The following is a 16,463-nucleotide window of genomic DNA, read 5'->3' on the forward strand; positions in this document are numbered from 1 at the left end:
GGGGGGCGTGGATTGAAATCTCCTTACTCCGCCGCCGGTATGGTGGTGGCGGGTGTCGCCCCCCTCGCGGGGGGCGTGGATTGAAATCGTTTTCCGGCCCGTTGGAATATCCAGCAATCAAAAGTCGCCCCCCTCGCGGGGGGGCGTGGATTGAAATCTCCTTACTCCGCCGCCGGTATGGTGGTGGCGGGTGTCGCCCCCCTCGCGGGGGGCGTGGATTGAAATCGTTTTCCGGCCCGTTGGAATATCCAGCAATCAAAAGTCGCCCCCCTCGCGGGGGGCGTGGATTGAAATCTGGGCCTTCAGGGTATTGGACAGGGTTATGTCCGTCGCCCCCCTCGCGGGGGGCGTGGATTGAAATTGGTCACCGTTGACCTCGTACAGCAGGGCGAAAGTCGCCCCCCTCGCGGGGGGCGTGGATTGAAATTTTGCAAAGCCGGGAGACATTGGTGAAAATCACAGTCGCCCCCCTCGCGGGGGGCGTGGATTGAAATCCCGTGATCCTGGACCTGTGGTCTGGGAATATGGGTCGCCCCCCTCGCGGGGGGCGTGGATTGAAATTCGTTATTTTTGAGGTATTCCCGGCTGTAGGCCACCGTCGCCCCCCTCGCGGGGGGCGTGGATTGAAATCTGGCCCCGCATCTGGCGTGCTGGGCGATGGACGTCGCCCCCCTCGCGGGGGGCGTGGATTGAAATAATGGTCCCCTTTTCATAGCGCTGTACGGTTGATGTCGCCCCCCTCGCGGGGGGCGTGGATTGAAATAGTCTCTGTGCCGCAGGCTGAACCGGTTTTCTCCGTCGCCCCCCTCGCGGGGGGCGTGGATTGAAATGGTTATTGGTCTGCGTAATTGCCGGAATTGGACTGTCGCCCCCCTCGCGGGGGGCGTGGATTGAAATCGCTGTACTGCGGGCAAAAACGAGAAATCACGGAGGTCGCCCCCCTCGCGGGGGGCGTGGATTGAAATTCGGGCAAGCACAAGCGGTACATAAACTCCGCCCTGTCGCCCCCCTCGCGGGGGGCGTGGATTGAAATTGACCAAGAAGGGCTGCGACATGGTGGCGAACAAACTGTCGCCCCCCTCGCGGGGGGCGTGGATTGAAATAAATATGTTGCTCCAATCGCTGGTGCTATGGGGTGTCGCCCCCCTCGCGGGGGGCGTGGATTGAAATCTCTCTATCGGCAGTAGTATTGTAGACGGCCTAAAGTCGCCCCCCTCGCGGGGGGCGTGGATTGAAATTCCTTCTCCTCCTTCTCCCCCATCTAATTGACTGTCGCCCCCCTCGCGGGGGGCGTGGATTGAAATTTTGAGGGCAAGGAGCTCGTAAAGAGACAGAGACGTCGCCCCCCTCGCGGGGGGTGTGGATTGAAATATAGATTTCATCCACCACGTCAGCCAGAAGCTCATGTCGCCCCCCTCGCGGGGGGCGTGGATTGAAATCGCTCCAGGTCCCTGGCCCTGGCCCGGACGGTGTCGTCGCCCCCCTCGCGGGGGGCGTGGATTGAAATCAATATGGAAAATGTTCGGCCCATGCCGATTTTGTCGCCCCCCTCGCGGGGGGCGTGGATTGAAATATCCTCTCCATGCCCGGGCGGCATGTGGTAACGGGTCGCCCCCCTCGCGGGGGGCGTGGATTGAAATTGTTTTGATTTTTAGCCAATCAACGGCCACAATCCCGTCGCCCCCCTCACGGGGGGCGTGGATTGAAATAACGTCTCGTTCCATACGCCCGTCACCACCAGACCGTCGCCCCCCTCGCGGGGGGCGTGGATTGAAATCATTCCCCAATCTAATTGACTCAATATGTGAGAGCGTCGCCCCCCTCGCGGGGGGCGTGGATTGAAAAGACGCCATGCTGGACGAAGAGACCGGAGAGTATGACGTCGCCCCCCTCGCGGGGGGCGTGGATTGAAAAGGGACTTAATCTGCAAATCGTCCAAATGGAGACCAGTCGCCCCCCTCGCGGGGGGCGTGGATTGAAATACGAAAAGTGCCGTCGGCTGCTGGCTTGGCGGCAGGGGGCGCCACTTCAGGGAATTTGTCCGAGGCGAGTCTTTGATTACATCGGTAACGGCTTCATTGAAGATGTGGTCGAATCTGCCGTCAATGTCCACCAGTATCTCTTCCGTAAGGTCATACTTGAAGTTCTCAATGGCCTTCAGGGTGCTTTCGGACAGCGGCGGTATTTTGCAGCCAGCCGGATCAGTCAGCAGGCAGGTGAACAGGTTTGCACGGTCGTCCCTCAAGGCATAATTGGCTGTCGGCGCATTATTCATGATATCCAGCAGGAGGCTTCCGGCAGTCCGGCGGGGACGGTTGTTAAAGAGCTTCGCAAGCGTCTCAATCTCGGCCAGCAGAGTGTTGTACTCCTTATCAGCAAGGTATCGAAATCGCCGTTTTTGGCTTTTTGGACGAACAGGACGGCGGGGTTCTCGATGTAGGAATCCGTACTGCGGCGAAGGATGTGATCAATACATCGGACGCAGAAATCACGTGCAGTTTCTTTTCTCATGGGTTTGTGATCCCCTTTCAAATATTTGCTCTTTCCCACAAAACAACAAAAAAGGGTATGATACGGCCTCTGAAAAAGCCAATCATACCCTTCTGGGAATCGCTGTTCTTATAGCACCGCTGGGACAGCTTTGTCAATAGATCTAACACAAAATTCCCAAAAATCATTGAGTTATCTTTCGGCTGCGGACACGGCGCTATTCTTCTGCATCCCTGCCGCTAACCCCGGCTTTGCGGTGGTACTTCTGTTCCAAATCAGCATCGGCCGCTCTTCAGTCTCGACCCGCTCTATAATGGCTATATCCTCTCCTCTCTGGAGACAGAGGGAAGTTTTTTAATCGATGTTCTCCCGAGCAATCTCCTGACGTATCCACCCTCTCAGCACATCGATGTTTTCTGACTCCCTACAAAAGTAGATAAACGCCCGCACCAGCTGTTCCGATGTAATACTCCTGGCCCCGCACCAATCCAAAATCCCACGGCTCAGTGCTTCATCTACCTCAACAGAAACAGTTGTCGTGCCCGTTTCGGACTCGACGGGGATTTTAAGCATCCCCTGTAAGGCTTCGAGCTCCGTTGTTTCCAGCGATACAGGCAGAATTTGCACCTCACACTTGCGGGTACCTGGATCACGGAAGATAACGAGTGTCATTTGCCTGTGCAGCGGCAGCAGATCTACGATTTCAAAATCCTTCATTTTATATTCCTCGCTTTATCATAATCATTGTAAACAGTGGCTGGATGTGGATTGGCTGATCCCCAACAGTGTGATCTTGAATGCGTTGCTGATAAAACCAATTTCGGGTTTCCGTTCGCAGTCCTCCCTCATAATTTTGGGCATTCCGGTCCCTTAGGCCCCGTTCTGTTGCAAAAAGTAAGCTCCAGCGCATCTCCACAGCGCTGTCACCACCGCAGCGGTCATATAGACAAGCTACGACTTCATACTTGTTTCTGTCACACCAAATGTACGCTTTTTGCACAGTGCTTCAGGATACGGAAGGCAGACTTATAGGGGATCAGCCCCACGTCATATTCTGCAAGGACCTTGCGAACCACTTCGTTCAGACCATGACCTGTATGTGGCAGCCAATGGAAAACACCTCCTGTCGAATCCATTATAGCGCTAAAAAGGCCTTATGACAATGATACAGTTAAAAAGCCGCCGCATCACGGTTCCTCATAATGTGGCGGCTTTTATGGGGCGATTTCCCTAAATCAGTAAGGGTTATCCTTTCAGATTCATTCTCCCCAACCGTCTGCCATCCTCAGTACAATTTGCCTTTTTACCTCATTTGTGCTATTTTATTAAGTATACCACAAATTTCCCGCTGTGGGAAGGATACATTGGAGGCGTAATACCCATGGTTCGAGACATTATGAAGGACGAAACCCTTCTCGCACAAAAAGCAGAGCCTGCAACACTGGATGACTTAAATGTTGCTCAGGACCTGCTGGACACCCTGACCGCCCACAAAACCGGCTGTGTGGGCATGGCGGCCAACATGATCGGCATCAACAAACGGATCATCGTATTTGACAACGAGGGCAAGTACATGGTGATGTTTAACCCGGAGATCATCAAGAAATCCGGACCCTACGAGGCGGAGGAGGGCTGTCTCTCCCTCGCCGGCACACGGAAAGCCAAGCGCTGGAAATCTATCAAAATACAGTACCAGAACGAGCAATTTCAGACCCGTTTTAAGACCTTCACCGGCTGGACAGCGCAGATCATCCAGCACGAGATCGACCACTGCGAGGGGGTTCTGATTTGATATGGACTTCGACGCCTGTATTGCCCGTCTGACCGGAAAAGACGCCAAGGACGCCTATGCCTTTGCCCGGCAAATCACGGAAGAGAGCAGAACTTCCCAAATCTGGTATCCCTGTTTTGACCGCTTTGCCCCACTTTTACAGCATAAAAACTCCCTGGTCCGCAACCGGGCCATTTCCATCCTTGCAGCCAATGCTCACTGGGACAGGGAAGGGAAATTTGACGCCCTGCTGGATGAATTTCTGTCCCATGTCACCGATATAAAACCCATTACGGCCCGCCAATGTGTGGCGGCACTTCCAGAGATTGCGAAAGCAAGGCCTGAGCTGATCCCACGCATCCGGGCAGCGTTGGAGCAGGCCGATTTAAGCCATTATCCGGACAGTATGCGGCCCCTGGTCCTAAAGGACATTATGGCGGCGCTGGGAAAAATAAACGGATTGGAGCATTAGGAGGAGCCGCTCATGCGCATCATCATCGCCCCGGCGAAGAAAATGGTAACCGATACAGACAGCTTTGCCGCGGACGGCCTGCCCCAGTTTCTGGAACAGACGGAAGGGCTGAAAGCAACCCTCCAAGGTATGTCCCCCAAGGAGCTGCAAGCCCTATGGAAGTGCAGCGACTCCATCGCCAGGCTGAACATAGAACGGCTGGAACAAATGGACCTGCACCGCAATCTCACCCCGGCGGTCATGGCCTATGAGGGCATCCAGTACCGCTACATGGCGCCCGGCGTGATGGAGACGGCCCACCTGAACTACCTCCGGGCGCATCTGCGCATCCTCTCCGGTTTCTACGGTCTGCTGCGCCCCTTCGATGGCGTGACACCCTACCGGCTGGAGATGCAGGCCAGACTGCCGGTGAACGGCTGCCGGAACCTGTACCAGTTCTGGGGAGACCGCCTTGCCCGGCAGCTGGCCTCGGAAACAAGCTTGGTGCTGAATCTGGCCTCCAAGGAGTACAGCAAGTCGGTGGAGCCCCATCTTCCCGAATCTGTCCAGTTTATCACCTGCACGTTCGGAGAGTGGAAGGACGGCAAGGTCATTGAGAAGGGAACCCAGTGCAAGATGGCCCGGGGACAGATGGTGCGCTGGCTGGCGGAACACAACATCACAGACGCCGCTGATATCCAGGTCTTTGACCAGCTGGATTACCAGTTCCAGCCCTCCCTGTCAACAGGGGGACATAAGGTATTCCTCAAAACAGCCCCCTAAAAGCGGCGCCTCCCACAATGTATGTGGGAGGCTGTTTTTTGATTTACGCTCTTTGAGATAGGCCAAAAGATCAGCCGCGTTGGCGCCTGGCTCCATCAACACGAGAGGTAAAGGAGCCGGACAAACATGATACTATGGTATTTCCTCCCGGAGCATACAATGAATACTGTTTTGAACATCCAACAAATTGATCAGCCTGACTTTTACACTGACCCCATCGTCAGACTCAAAATCCGGGATACTCCCATTGGAAAACCCGGCACACAGCGGATACAGAAGCACAACCGACTTCGCACGGTACCTCTTTTGATACGCATACATCTGATACATATCTGCCTGGGAGATTCCATAATTTGCTTTCATTTTGGACAGGAGCTTCCATTTGGTATCACAGATCAAAACTGCGCCATCCTCCCTGCGGGTCACAACGATATCAGGCTTCAGCAGAAATTGCTTAGAGGGGTGGTTGAACAAATGGTGAGACTTGTCCTGTATTGAGACATAGAATTTCTGGGCTGGCAGCTTCTGCTTCACCATCGACGCGATGTAGTGCTCAAAAAGTGTCTCCATGGGAAACAGCAGTGCCTGCGCCACCTCTGAGCCAGAGAACGCGGTAAAGCTTTTTCCCGCCAGAAACACCCTGCACCACAGAAGTGCAGTGCGATAATCCGCCATATTGCGGTCCGGTTTGATCCTGGAAAAATCCCGATCATAGTTGTCAGAAAGCGAGACCGCCTCAAAGGCATTGAGCAGCGTCCTCAGGTCCATTTTGTTTTTAGCGGACGCAGTCTGCCGGTACAGATCAAGCAGCGCGGACTTAATCAGTCTGTTCTCCGGGCGGTCGGGATCAAACTCGTCAAAGGCCACATAGGAGCGCTCCCTGTGAACACCGTTACGCCGGATGTGCTCTGAGAACACCAGTTTTCCCTTAAAAACGGCGCTGTTTTCCTCCATCAGCCGGTAATCACATTTCAGTCCATGCTTCACAATGGCAAATACCTCGCTGATAAACATCCGGACAAATATCTCAAAAACGCTCATTCGACCTATGTCCACCCTGGCGGTCTGAAGGGATTTGAAGGGTTCCTTCCCCAAGGCTTTCAGCATCTCAAGCAGGACCCGCTTAGCCTGCGCCGCGTCACAGTCCTGGGTGGAGTACAGCTTGGGCAGGATCTCAATGTTGGTCCCGTCTTTCATCGTGATAACGCCCACATAGTTCTTTGCCGTGATAACCTTGCCGACCCCTTTTTTCACCGAGATTCCCATCAAGTCCAGTGCGTCGGCGTCCGCTTTCCGGTTGGACAGAATAAAATTCTCCAGTCCGGCGAAGGTCCGCTCAGGCAGCGCAATAAAGCCGTCCAGCGCCCGGCCTGATATAAAGGAGCCATATTCCGTGATTTGATAAAGTCGCTTCATCGTACACCCTGAATTCTGTCAGATAGAACGGTAGGCCTCAATGTTATCAAAGGCGGCCCGGTTAATCTCATAAAGGTGGTAAACTCAATCAGGCCAGCGGCCTTGTATTCGTGGTAGCGGGCCAGTACATCGCTGTAGCGCTCCGCCTGCACGGACGCAAGCGGCTTGTTCTCAATCACGGCCACCGCATAGGACACCGTGCGGTAGGTCTTTCCGGTACCGGGAGGCCCATATAAAATGGTATTTTTTGCAACATCTGTAACAGCTTTTTCCGGGATGTCAGGGCCGCCGCCCGGGGGCAGGGCGGGCGGAGGAGCTCTGTTGGGTTCCATAAAGCTGCCAGCATAAATCACAGTTTGGGTCAGAAGATGGCAGGCACTGTCAGGCCAGCAGCTGTCGTCCAGAGCGTCTTTCTGCATTTGGAGCAGTATCTCGTCCTTTTGAATCATATCCAGAACATCCTGGCAAAGGCGGTTATAATTTTCCAGCTTCCAGATCTCTGATTTGGCTCTCCCCTTCTTCTCCTGAAAGCCAATCAGATCCCGGAACTGGGTATACATCTTATATTTGTAGAGAAAATAAGTATCTGGATATTCAAAGGACAGATAGACCGACATCGCCCGCAGATCCTGGTAGTGGTTCAGCACCTTGTCACGGCCCTCCTGATTTCTCCGACAGGCGGCCAGGCACTTGTCGCAGCTGGCGCGAAACGCCGTGTACCGGTCCGCCAGAGGCCGGCTCTCATCATAGAGCCGTTGGAACATAGAACGCACGGTCTCCGGGTCCTCCCGGGCAAATAGGGTTATCATTTTATAGGGATAGTACATCCCGCCTGACAGCAGATTTCCGGCCTTACTGAGCGCATTCGCCAGCATAGCCCCGAAATCAGGCGCAGCGATATTCCAAATTTCCTTATAGTGCTTGACCGCCTCCCACTTATAGCGCTCCTCGCTCCAGAAATGCCCGAAGTCGGCCTTGTAGCGGCTTAGGACATCGTCAATACTCATGCCCACGTAATGTTCCCCCACATACTCATACAGGCCGTCTTCCAGATGCAAAAAGAAGTTTACATTGCCGGTCTTGCCCTTGTTGGTCATATTGTAGCAGTAATCGCTGGGGAGAATGCTGTTTGGATTGGCGCCGTATTCAGCGGCCATTCGGTCAATAATCTCCTGACGTTTCAGTCGGGTTCCCAGGGGAACATCCTTGAGACAAGCCCGGAGCTGGTCCAATATTTTCATGCTCTCACCCCCGGTATTCACCTTTTGGAGGGCTTATAGGTCATTTTGACATACTTCTCATCCCAGACCCCATCGCAGCTCCCGCCATACTCTGTCATCCTGCATTCACGACAGAGGTCGCCGGCGACCTCCAGAATGACCTCTCTCAGTTCCAGGTTATCCAGATATTTCCGGGGGATACCCTCCAGACCCAAGTAAGCTCCCAGAATATTTCCAGTCACCGCGCCGGTGGAGTCGCTGTCGCCGCTGTGGTTGACGGAGGCGATCAGCGCCCGGTCGAAGTCGTCCTCATATTTCAGCGCGCAGTAGACGGCAATGGCCAGGGTCTCCTCCGCCACCCAGCCCTCGCCCAGCTGTTGGATGGCCTCCAGGTCGCTGGTATCCGTCTGAGAGAGGGCCACAGCCCGGTCCATCTGTTCAAGGAAATCCTGTACATATGCTGTCTGGGCAAATTGCTGCCGGATAGAGCACTGCATATCTGAAACGGCATCCCTCAACGTCCTGCCCTTGTGGACCAGCAGGTGAATGATATGCACCAGCGCGGCAGCCGGAATGTAGCCCAGAGGATGGCCGTGGGTGAGGGCCGCCGCTTCCGCCCCGATCCGGTCAATCTCCTCCAAGCTGCAAAGTGTCCCGTCAAAGTACAGACCAATGGGAGCCACCCGCATCACTCCGCCGCAGCCCTTGCTGTCGTTGATAGGCTGTTCGATCGTTCCGAATGCGGGACTCTCAATGGCGGACAGGCAGGTATTCCCTGGCGCCTGGCAGTGAAAGAGCTCTGGTACGTTGACCAGCCAGGAGTAATGGCGCTCCCCATCCAGAGGATAGCGCTCTGTCTGGGTCCGGTACCAGTCCCCATAGCTGTAGTTGATCGCACTGGGATAGCCGCCCATGATCCCCTGGGCCATGCCGCTGGCGGCAGCAGTGAGCAGTCCTGTGGCAGTAAACAGGGTCATCTGGGTGTCGTCGGAGATCTCCGCCACACCGCCGCACAGCTCGTACTCTGTAATACCCTGGGGCCCGTACTGGCAGATGATATCGCTGTGGCTATGAAACTCCACCGCATATCCCAGTGCATCCCCTGCTGCGCCCCCAATCAGACAGCCCCGATATTGATCCAGTTTCTTCATCAACAGCGCCCCTCCTTCTTTCGGTAATATGCTCCATTATACTGTAAAACTCCCCTTATGACAACCGCACAGAGAAAATACCGCTGCGTCATATGTTCTATGACACAGCGGCATTTTAATACAGCGACCACCTGTAGTCGAACACCTTGCGGTAGCCGTTTCCTTTCTGCGGAAGGCTTGGATAGGAGCGCACCTTTTTACTGCTCACCCGTTTCAGCCAGCGCTGACACTTGCTGTTCTTGGGGTATTTGATGTACTTGCCCGTGTGCAGAAGGGTCCTGCCCTCAAAATCCCAGTCCACATAGCCCCGATTGGGCGCATAGCCGGAAAGCTGAATGATGGCCAGCCGGCGGTCTGACTTCTCCTGTCCCTTCCTGCGGCGGTACCGGCGGCCAGTCCGACGCCGACAGCCTGGCGCTTTCTCAGATTTCTCCCAGAGTGCCGTGAGCCGCTCGTTTAACTCGATTTCGGTCATACACCTTCCCGCCGGGCACAGTGCGGGTGACCGGATTGAGCCCATACCAGGAGCCCCGCCCTTTGGCATAGTACTCCTTCTGCGCCTTTTTGCTGCGCTTGTTCAGCGGCACCAACCGCACCATTGGAATCCCTCCTTTCTTCAAATGCTTTCTAACGTTTTTGTTACAGATCCACAAAATGTCTTGCCATTTCCGCCTCATCCTGCTATTCTATGCTATTGTCAGAATGGAGGCGATTGTCATGCTGTTCAACTCGTTCCCTGTCATCGACCTTCCCGCCACAGGGGCCAACATCCGCCGGCTAAGGCTGAGCAGGGGTCTGTCCGTCCGGGACCTTCAGCAATTCTTCGGCTTTGAGGAGCCCCAGGCCATCTACAAATGGCAGCGGGGCCAGAGCCTGCCCACGGTGGACAACCTCTATGCTCTGAGTACCCTGCTGGGTGTGCCCATGAACGACATCCTGGTGGCGGCCAACACTCCTCAACTCAATCCTTGTACTATGAGCGGCAGGCCGGAGCCTGCCGCTCATCCTTTTGCTTCCCGGGCGCAGGGGGCATGGCGAAATTTAAAAGCCGCTTAGACCCTTATCCGCCGCGTCCGGACCGGACAGCACTCCAAGGAGCGCCGGACCTGCCCAACTTGGCGACTTGTTATAGATCGTTCCAGGGGCCGAAGCCCGGGGAACAAGTTTCAGAAGGGAGAAGCGTAAGGGCGTTTTTTCATTTTGCGTATGGAGAAGAGGGCAATTACGTATTTGCGCAGAACGCGGAGAGAAGCGGCTGTCGTTTCTTGTTCTCATCAGTATTTTACAAATACTCTCCAATATGTTCTTTGCGATGTGCGGCGTCATCATTCATCCGCACCTGAACCGGCCGTCACAGCCTCTCCATTCCACCATGCCCGCCGCGCCCGGGGAGGCGCGTTACTCGGTCTCTCTCTGGATAAAGTCGGACAGAATGGTGTCAAAGCTGTCATTCATCTCAAAGGGGAGGGTGTAGTCCACAGCGGTGTTGACTAGGCACTGGTCCAGTCTGGCGGACACCTCATCAGCTTTGCGGCCCAGCTCGGTGGCCATCCCCCGGATCTTCTTCCGGTCAAAGTTGATGGTGGTCACCCGCTTGGCGTCACAGCGGTAGCTCACCTGATTGCCCTCGCCGTTGAACCGGTAGCCGCTGCCGCCGTTGGCGATCACCACCTCGCTGTTGCGCTGAACTGCCATCCGGCGGAAGGTGTCGGCCAGACTCTGCCGGGTACGGTTCAGGCCGGTCTCGCTGTCCATATCCAGGGGCAGCTTGGACTTGGCGGCGCAGATCGCAGCACTGAGCTTTTCCCGCTCCGCCAGCATGGTCATCAGGAAAGCGGCCACCTGATTGATGTGTTCGGCGTACTCACTGGGGGCGGGGTCCTCCACCACAGCGTCCTGGGCCTCCGGCATGACCTTGCTGCGCAGGTGGGTTGTGGTGACCTTCAGAATATTGTCCCGGTCCTGGAGGATACTGCCGGCCTGGTCCATCAGGATTTGCAGCTTGTTCTGGGCCCGAAAAGCGTCTTTCAAGTTCATGGTGTTCCACTCCTTTGCTCTGTCGTTGTGGCTCTATCATACAGGCTTTGGAGCGGTTTGTCATTAAACTGGTGGTTTAATTTTGGTGCAGGAGGCAACCCCCATTCTCAACCGTGATTTACCTCTCTTGGCCGTATATTCTGTGGTACAGCCAGGCCCAGTGGGCTATGTTTCGTACTCCCGCAGCCTTCTCAGCTCCCCCAGGGCCCAGCGGGCAGTGCGGCTGTCACTCCAGCCTCCGATGCGCAGGCCCCGCGCCTCCGCCTTGGCCAGCTCCTCCATAGCGGGGAGCGCCTCCACGCACTTCGCCCTTACCAGCTTATGGCACAGCACCTCCAGCACATATTCATCCTCCTTGGGATGGAGGAAGGGGATGAGCTCCCCGGCAAAGCAGTCAGGCAGGACGGCGCAGACACAGAAGCCCATATTCTCATACCAATCCTCCCGCAGGTCCTCCGCCTTCCAGAGGCGCACCAGCTCCTGGGCGGCCTGATGGAAGTGGGCTGTCTCCTCCGGAGTCATGGGCTGGTTGTCGTTGAAGTCGATGTTGTGCCAGAATTTATCCTCAAAGTTGGGGTCGCCCCGGTCTGTGAAGTCCCGAAGGACCCGGCAGTAGTAGTCCCGGAAGCGGGCCAGGGAGAAAAATTCAGGGGAGATATCGGTGGGACCGTGGAGCATGTAGACGGTTCCCTTCAGCGGGCCAGTATAGTAGTAGCCCACCACGGCGGAGATATCATCAGTGTCCCAGAAGAAGACCGACTCGCCGCCGGGAAAGCCCCGGAAGCAGTCGTCAAGAAAGCCGTCGTAGTCCATCGCCTCCTCAAAGGTCATAAGCTTGGGGACCGCGCAGCCTTCTGGAGGGGGCGTTGTATCATGCCAGCGGTTTAAAATTTCCTGGTCAGCCGGAGAAATGGAAATCCCACGGGCCAGGAATGGGTCTGTGTAAGCCATATTGATCGCTCCTTGTGTAGGGATGACACACAATTTACCATAAAAGCAGGAAAAAAACAAGACTTTCCCTAAATTTGCCATTGACAATTCTGCAAGTCCGTGATAGGATATCTGCAATTTCATGTAGGATAGAGGCGCGGCGCTCATGCGTACCGCGGGACAAGGCCAGGCAGCCGTCCCGCGGGAGAGGGTGCGCCGCCGAAGGAGGGAAGGGCTTGCCTGCGCCGTCCCGCCTGGGCCATAGGAGAATATCCTGTGGACTGTCACGAGAAGTGGAGCGCTATCCAGACTTTCCCGGGAAAGGCCGGGGAATGTCCGGTTTTGCCATACGGCGCTTTGCGCAGTATGGTTTTTTATTTGCGCGAAGGGGATTGTGTGTCCCCAAATTACATAGGAGGGAATTTTTATGAGAAACCGAAGCGCATGGACCATGCGGGCAGTTGTCCTTGTGATGCTGCTTCTGACCATGGTCTGCACCGCCTTTGCCGCCGGGGGCGACCCCACCGAGTTCAGCGGCACCAAGTACATTGAGTGCCCGGACTGCGGGACCCTGGGCGTGGTCCTGTCCGACGAAGGCGAGGCCGTCCCCTGTGAGACCTGCGCCGGCAGCGAGCACACAGGCTACATCACATCCCCCAGCAATTTCTACAACACCCCCATGTCCCTGCTCCCCCCGGTAATTGCCATCGCCCTGGCCCTGATCACCAAGGAGGTGTACTCCTCCCTGTTCATCGGTATTCTGGTGGGCGGCCTGCTCTACTCCAACTTCTCCTTTGAGGGGACGGTGCTCCACGCCTTCAGCGACGGCATTGTGGCCTCCCTGTCCGACGGCTACAACGTGGGTATCCTCATTTTCCTGGTCATCCTGGGCACCATGGTCTGCCTGATGAACAAGGCCGGAGGCTCCGCCGCCTTTGGGCGCTGGGCCAAGGAGAACATCAAGTCCCGGACCGGGGCCCAGCTGGCCACCGTGCTCCTGGGCTGTCTGATTTTCATTGACGACTACTTCAACTGTCTCACCGTAGGCAGTGTAATGCGGCCCATCACCGACAAGCAGAACGTGTCCCGGGCCAAGCTGGCCTATCTCATTGACGCCACCGCCGCCCCCATCTGCATCATCGCCCCCATCTCCTCCTGGGCCGCCGCCGTGGCCGGGTTCGCCGAGGACGGCCAGGGCCTGAACCTGTTCATCCGGGCCATCCCCTACAACTTCTATGCTCTGCTGACCATTGTGATGATGGTGGGCATGGTGCTGTTCAGCGCCGAGTTCGGCCCCATGGCCCGGCATGAGAAGAACGCCCTGGTGAAGGGGGACCTGTTCTCCGGCTCCAACCCCTACGCCATGCTGGACGACGAGGTGGATGAGTCCAAGGGCTCCGTCCTGGACCTGGTGCTCCCCATTCTCGTGCTGGTCATCGCCTGTGTCATCGGCATGATCTACTCCGGCGGCTTCTTCTCCGGGGCCGACTTCGTCACCGCCTTCTCCGACTCCGACGCCTCGGTGGGCCTGATGCTGGGCTCCGCCTTCGGCCTGCTCTTCGCTTTCATCTACTACTTCCTGCGCAAGTCCATGTCCTTCAAGGAGATGATGGGCTGCATCCCCGAGGGCTTTAAGGCCATGGTTCCCGCTATCCTGATCCTCACCTTCGCCTGGTCCCTGAAGGGTATGACCGACTCCCTGGGCGCCAAGTACTTCGTCCGGGACTTCGTGCGCTCGGTGTCCGGCATTCAGATGTTCCTGCCTGTGATTGTGTTTGTGGTGGGCTGCTTCCTGGCCTTCGCCACCGGCACCAGCTGGGGCACCTTCGGCATTTTGATCCCCATTGTTCAGAACGTGTTTGAGATGAGCAATCCCATGGCCATCATCTGCATCTCCGCCTGTATGGCCGGGGCGGTCTGCGGCGACCACTGCTCCCCCATCTCCGACACCACCATTATGGCCTCCGCCGGCGCCCAGTGCGACCACGTGAACCATGTGTCTACCCAGCTGCCCTACGCCATCTCCTGCGCGGTGGTCTCCGGCGTCACCTACCTCATCGCCGGTGTGCTGGTCACCGCCGGAGCCCCAGGCATCATCTCCCTGCCCATCGGCATTGTGCTGATGATTGGATTCCTGTTTGTGGCCAAGAACAAGAAAATTGCCTGAGCTCCCCAAAAAAGAAACTGGCTGACCTGAATTGCGGTCAGCCAGTTTTTTAAAATTGAAGAAATTTCCTTGTTGTCGAAATCCGCTCTTGCATTGAGGGGCGTGATTTGTTATAATCAGCACAGAAAACAAAAATGCGGCAGCTTACGGGCGCTACCAACACCCGCAAGCCTGCACAGGTGAAGATTGCCCACCTACGCAACGGACCAACCGCACCGCACAGGTATTATACGATATTTTGCCTCTGTTTGTAAAGGGGGATTTTATCGTTTTCTTCTGTGCTTGTTTTGTCGTATGTGGATTCATGCTCCTTCACACTGTGCAGGCCTATCCTGCGCAGTGTTTTTGCTTTCTCCCGGCGGCCCCGGGGACCTTCTCCGGGGCCACTATCTTAAAAAGACGAAAGGAGAAATGAGATGTTTTGCAGTAAATGCGGAAAGCAAAATGAAGACGGAGCGCAATTTTGTGTTCAATGCGGAAATCCGCTGGTACCGGGGGCGGTCCAGGGAAGCACAAAGGAAAAGCTGGAAAATCTGTATCAGCTTGCCCGGCGGTCCAGAGACGACAATGACAGTGAGAATGCGCAGAAATACTATGAAATGATTTTGCCTGAAGACCCCAATAATTGGGAAGCAGCCTTTTACAGTGTGTATTTTAAGGCGATGAACTGTAAAATTGCACAGATCCGGTCGGCTGCTATTTCAGTTTCCAACTGTATTGATACTGTTCTCAAGTTGATTCAAAATTATGTTGAGGATATAGCTGCACAGGATGCGGCTGTTGGTGAAGTCACCGTCCGCTGTACTGTCATCGCCCAAATGCTGTTCACTGGTGCTATGAGTCACTATGCTGGCATAGATTATAGCATTCGGGATAAGTATCAACAAGAGATGATTAACAACTGCTGTGCTGCGAGAGATATCGACTACACACTTGGCAACCAGATTGAATCCATATTTAATGGCCATGAAGCACTTCACGGATTTTCAGTAACAGCGTGGAAAAACGGTATAAATTTTCACAAGAGTTTAATGAAAGACTTTGCAAACAAAGAACTGAATAAAAGCGAAATAATGGGGTATGCGGATAAGATAAAAAAATATGAACCTGATTATCAGCCGCCAGAAATAAATACTGCACCATCGAATGGTGGCTGTTATGTCGCCACGGCGGTGTATCACTCCTACGACTGCCCCCAGGTGTGGACCCTGCGCCGGTTCCGGGACGACACCCTGGCGGCCAGCTGGTATGGCCGGGCCTTCGTGCGGCTGTACTACACGGTGAGCCCCACGCTGGTGCGTTGGTTCGGCGAGACCGAGGGGTTCCAGAAGCTGTGGCGGGGCCCGCTGGACAGACTGGTGGCGAAGCTCCAGGCTCAAGGCGTGGAGGACACCCCTTACGAGGACAAAATCTGGTAAACACAAAAGAGGTCTCCTCTGGGAGGCCTCTTTCCTCTATTCCCCGGGTTTTATATATCCGATGTTCACCTCTGGATTTTTCTCCAAGATAAAGTCCAGACACTGCTGCCCGTCGGCCTTGTCCGTCACGTGCCACCGGCGCTCCTGCCCGCCGGCACAGGCCATCACCAGGTAGAACTGGTCAAAATTGGCAGTGGCACAGCACATCCGGGCCTTCACCTCCTCCTGACGCAGCCAGGCCCGAAGGATTTTGGCGTAAGGGAGGTAGGAGGTCCCGGAGAGCTTAGGGAGGAACAGGCACTGCTGGCCCAGGCGCACCTTGCCCACAGCCCGGGCCTGGGAAAAGTCCCGCTCCAGGTCCTGGGAGGGGAGAGCTGCGCCGGGGATTTCCGGTTTGAATTTCATAAAACCGCCTCCTTTGTGTTCCTCATGTTACCACACTGGCGGCATCAACGCAAGTGATTCCTGTTAATGTTCCTTCAATTCGTCAAGAAGAAAAATTTGCAGCGTGGACCGGGAGATTGTTTTTGGGCAGACTATCTTCTATTTTAAATTTTAAGTAGAAGCAGTGCCAGCAAATCAATCCCCACCGGCTTCGCCGGAGCCCCTTTTCAAAGGGGCCAGGCCGC

16 protein-coding genes, 1 CRISPR repeat array and 1 riboswitch are annotated in these 16,463 nt (G+C 55.5%); of the genes, 7 read left to right on the plus strand and 9 right to left on the minus strand.

All coding sequences use genetic code 11. The features are described 5' to 3' along the window. A CRISPR array of direct repeats spans positions 1 to 1,982; the repeat unit is 19 nt; unit sequence GGGGGGCGTGGATTGAAAT. A 104-nt stretch (positions 1,983 to 2,086) separates the two neighbouring features. After that, on the plus strand, positions 2,087 to 2,440 hold the full coding sequence (locus D1646_RS18775; RefSeq protein ID WP_160637935.1) for a hypothetical protein: 354 nt from the start codon (positions 2,087 to 2,089) through the stop codon (positions 2,438 to 2,440). A gap of 404 nt (positions 2,441 to 2,844) precedes the next feature. Here D1646_RS18775 and D1646_RS18780 read toward each other — a convergent pair whose 3' ends face one another. After that, the gene (locus tag D1646_RS18780) at positions 2,845 to 3,207 is read right to left on the minus strand and encodes a hypothetical protein (protein WP_160637936.1); all 363 of its coding nucleotides are present in this window, start codon (positions 3,205 to 3,207) and stop codon (positions 2,845 to 2,847) included. Positions 3,208 to 3,871: 664 nt separating this feature from the next. Here D1646_RS18780 and D1646_RS18785 point away from each other — a divergent pair. Genes D1646_RS18785 through yaaA form a run of 3 tightly spaced genes read left to right on the plus strand, consistent with a single transcriptional unit; the run spans position 3,872 to position 5,495 of the window. Beyond that, entirely contained in the window at positions 3,872 to 4,282 is a 411-nt protein-coding gene (locus D1646_RS18785) for a peptide deformylase (RefSeq protein WP_160637937.1), read from the plus strand. A gap of 1 nt (position 4,283) precedes the next feature. Then, positions 4,284 to 4,733: a SufBD protein gene (locus D1646_RS18790; protein ID WP_160637938.1), complete on the plus strand. Its 450-nt coding sequence runs from the start codon at positions 4,284 to 4,286 to the stop codon at positions 4,731 to 4,733. A gap of 12 nt (positions 4,734 to 4,745) precedes the next feature. After that, on the plus strand, positions 4,746 to 5,495 hold the full coding sequence (yaaA, locus tag D1646_RS18795) for a peroxide stress protein YaaA (RefSeq protein ID WP_160637939.1): 750 nt from the start codon (positions 4,746 to 4,748) through the stop codon (positions 5,493 to 5,495). Between the two features lie 132 nt (positions 5,496 to 5,627). Here the strand turns inward: yaaA and D1646_RS18800 are convergent, their stop codons facing one another. The 5 genes from D1646_RS18800 to D1646_RS18820 form a co-directional block, all read right to left on the minus strand. After that, the gene (locus tag D1646_RS18800; RefSeq protein WP_160637940.1) at positions 5,628 to 6,911 is read right to left on the minus strand and encodes an McrC family protein; all 1,284 of its coding nucleotides are present in this window, start codon (positions 6,909 to 6,911) and stop codon (positions 5,628 to 5,630) included. After that, positions 6,908 to 8,152, minus strand: a complete 1,245-nt coding sequence (locus tag D1646_RS18805) for a hypothetical protein (protein ID WP_160637941.1) — start codon at positions 8,150 to 8,152, stop codon at positions 6,908 to 6,910. Before D1646_RS18805 ends, D1646_RS18800 begins: the two co-directional genes overlap by 4 nt. Positions 8,153 to 8,169: 17 nt before the next feature. Continuing rightward, entirely contained in the window at positions 8,170 to 9,282 is a 1,113-nt protein-coding gene (locus tag D1646_RS18810; RefSeq protein WP_160637950.1) for an ADP-ribosylglycohydrolase family protein, read from the minus strand. A gap of 115 nt (positions 9,283 to 9,397) precedes the next feature. Further along, positions 9,398 to 9,757 (minus strand): hypothetical protein, encoded by a 360-nt coding sequence (locus D1646_RS18815; RefSeq protein WP_160637942.1) that lies wholly within the window; start codon positions 9,755 to 9,757, stop codon positions 9,398 to 9,400. Continuing rightward, the gene (locus tag D1646_RS18820) at positions 9,705 to 9,881 is read right to left on the minus strand and encodes a hypothetical protein (protein WP_160637943.1); all 177 of its coding nucleotides are present in this window, start codon (positions 9,879 to 9,881) and stop codon (positions 9,705 to 9,707) included. The genes D1646_RS18815 and D1646_RS18820 overlap by 53 nt, the downstream gene beginning before the upstream one ends. Before the next feature lie 118 nt (positions 9,882 to 9,999). Here D1646_RS18820 and D1646_RS18825 point away from each other — a divergent pair, with 118 nt between their 5' ends. Then, complete coding sequence (locus tag D1646_RS18825) at positions 10,000 to 10,338, plus strand: helix-turn-helix transcriptional regulator (protein WP_347565251.1); 339 nt, start codon at positions 10,000 to 10,002, stop codon at positions 10,336 to 10,338. A gap of 342 nt (positions 10,339 to 10,680) precedes the next feature. On the opposite strand, the gene D1646_RS18830 is transcribed toward D1646_RS18825, so the two are convergent. Next, positions 10,681 to 11,319, minus strand: a complete 639-nt coding sequence (locus D1646_RS18830; RefSeq protein ID WP_160637945.1) for a hypothetical protein — start codon at positions 11,317 to 11,319, stop codon at positions 10,681 to 10,683. A gap of 165 nt (positions 11,320 to 11,484) precedes the next feature. After that, entirely contained in the window at positions 11,485 to 12,270 is a 786-nt protein-coding gene (locus D1646_RS18835; RefSeq protein ID WP_160637946.1) for a hypothetical protein, read from the minus strand. A gap of 121 nt (positions 12,271 to 12,391) precedes the next feature. After that, positions 12,392 to 12,561, plus strand: a riboswitch (Lysine riboswitch). Positions 12,562 to 12,676: 115 nt separating this feature from the next. Between D1646_RS18835 and D1646_RS18840 the strand changes: the two genes are divergently transcribed. Both D1646_RS18840 and D1646_RS18845 read left to right on the plus strand, forming a co-directional pair. Then, positions 12,677 to 14,416: a Na+/H+ antiporter NhaC family protein gene (locus D1646_RS18840; RefSeq protein WP_160637947.1), complete on the plus strand. Its 1,740-nt coding sequence runs from the start codon at positions 12,677 to 12,679 to the stop codon at positions 14,414 to 14,416. A gap of 416 nt (positions 14,417 to 14,832) precedes the next feature. Next, positions 14,833 to 15,834 carry a zinc ribbon domain-containing protein gene (locus D1646_RS18845; protein ID WP_160637948.1) on the plus strand — a complete coding sequence of 334 codons (1,002 nt, stop codon included), beginning with the start codon at positions 14,833 to 14,835 and terminating at the stop codon, positions 15,832 to 15,834. A 36-nt stretch (positions 15,835 to 15,870) separates the two neighbouring features. On the opposite strand, the gene D1646_RS18850 is transcribed toward D1646_RS18845, so the two are convergent. Beyond that, positions 15,871 to 16,239, minus strand: a complete 369-nt coding sequence (locus D1646_RS18850; RefSeq protein WP_160637949.1) for a DUF6709 family protein — start codon at positions 16,237 to 16,239, stop codon at positions 15,871 to 15,873. Between the last annotated feature and the right edge of the window lie 224 nt (positions 16,240 to 16,463).

This window comes from Pseudoflavonifractor sp. 60, assembly GCF_009911645.1.
GTDB lineage: Bacteria > Bacillota > Clostridia > Oscillospirales > Oscillospiraceae > Lawsonibacter.

Bases quoted from the DNA above. Each gene is read 5' to 3' on its own strand.
- D1646_RS18780 (WP_160637936.1), bottom strand. From the start codon at position 3,207: ATGAAGGATTTTGAAATCGTAGATCTGCTGCCGCTGCACAGGCAAATG.
- D1646_RS18785 (WP_160637937.1), top strand. From the start codon at position 3,872: ATGGTTCGAGACATTATGAAGGACGAAACCCTTCTCGCACAAAAAGCA.
- D1646_RS18790 (WP_160637938.1), top strand. From the start codon at position 4,284: ATGGACTTCGACGCCTGTATTGCCCGTCTGACCGGAAAAGACGCCAAG.
- yaaA (WP_160637939.1), top strand. From the start codon at position 4,746: ATGCGCATCATCATCGCCCCGGCGAAGAAAATGGTAACCGATACAGAC.
- D1646_RS18800 (WP_160637940.1), bottom strand. From the start codon at position 6,911: ATGAAGCGACTTTATCAAATCACGGAATATGGCTCCTTTATATCAGGC.
- D1646_RS18805 (WP_160637941.1), bottom strand. From the start codon at position 8,152: ATGAAAATATTGGACCAGCTCCGGGCTTGTCTCAAGGATGTTCCCCTG.
- D1646_RS18810 (WP_160637950.1), bottom strand. From the start codon at position 9,282: ATGAAGAAACTGGATCAATATCGGGGCTGTCTGATTGGGGGCGCAGCA.
- D1646_RS18815 (WP_160637942.1), bottom strand. From the start codon at position 9,757: ATGACCGAAATCGAGTTAAACGAGCGGCTCACGGCACTCTGGGAGAAA.
- D1646_RS18820 (WP_160637943.1), bottom strand. From the start codon at position 9,881: ATGGTGCGGTTGGTGCCGCTGAACAAGCGCAGCAAAAAGGCGCAGAAG.
- D1646_RS18825 (WP_347565251.1), top strand. From the start codon at position 10,000: ATGCTGTTCAACTCGTTCCCTGTCATCGACCTTCCCGCCACAGGGGCC.
- D1646_RS18830 (WP_160637945.1), bottom strand. From the start codon at position 11,319: ATGAACTTGAAAGACGCTTTTCGGGCCCAGAACAAGCTGCAAATCCTG.
- D1646_RS18835 (WP_160637946.1), bottom strand. From the start codon at position 12,270: ATGGCTTACACAGACCCATTCCTGGCCCGTGGGATTTCCATTTCTCCG.
- D1646_RS18840 (WP_160637947.1), top strand. From the start codon at position 12,677: ATGAGAAACCGAAGCGCATGGACCATGCGGGCAGTTGTCCTTGTGATG.
- D1646_RS18845 (WP_160637948.1), top strand. From the start codon at position 14,833: ATGTTTTGCAGTAAATGCGGAAAGCAAAATGAAGACGGAGCGCAATTT.
- D1646_RS18850 (WP_160637949.1), bottom strand. From the start codon at position 16,239: ATGAAATTCAAACCGGAAATCCCCGGCGCAGCTCTCCCCTCCCAGGAC.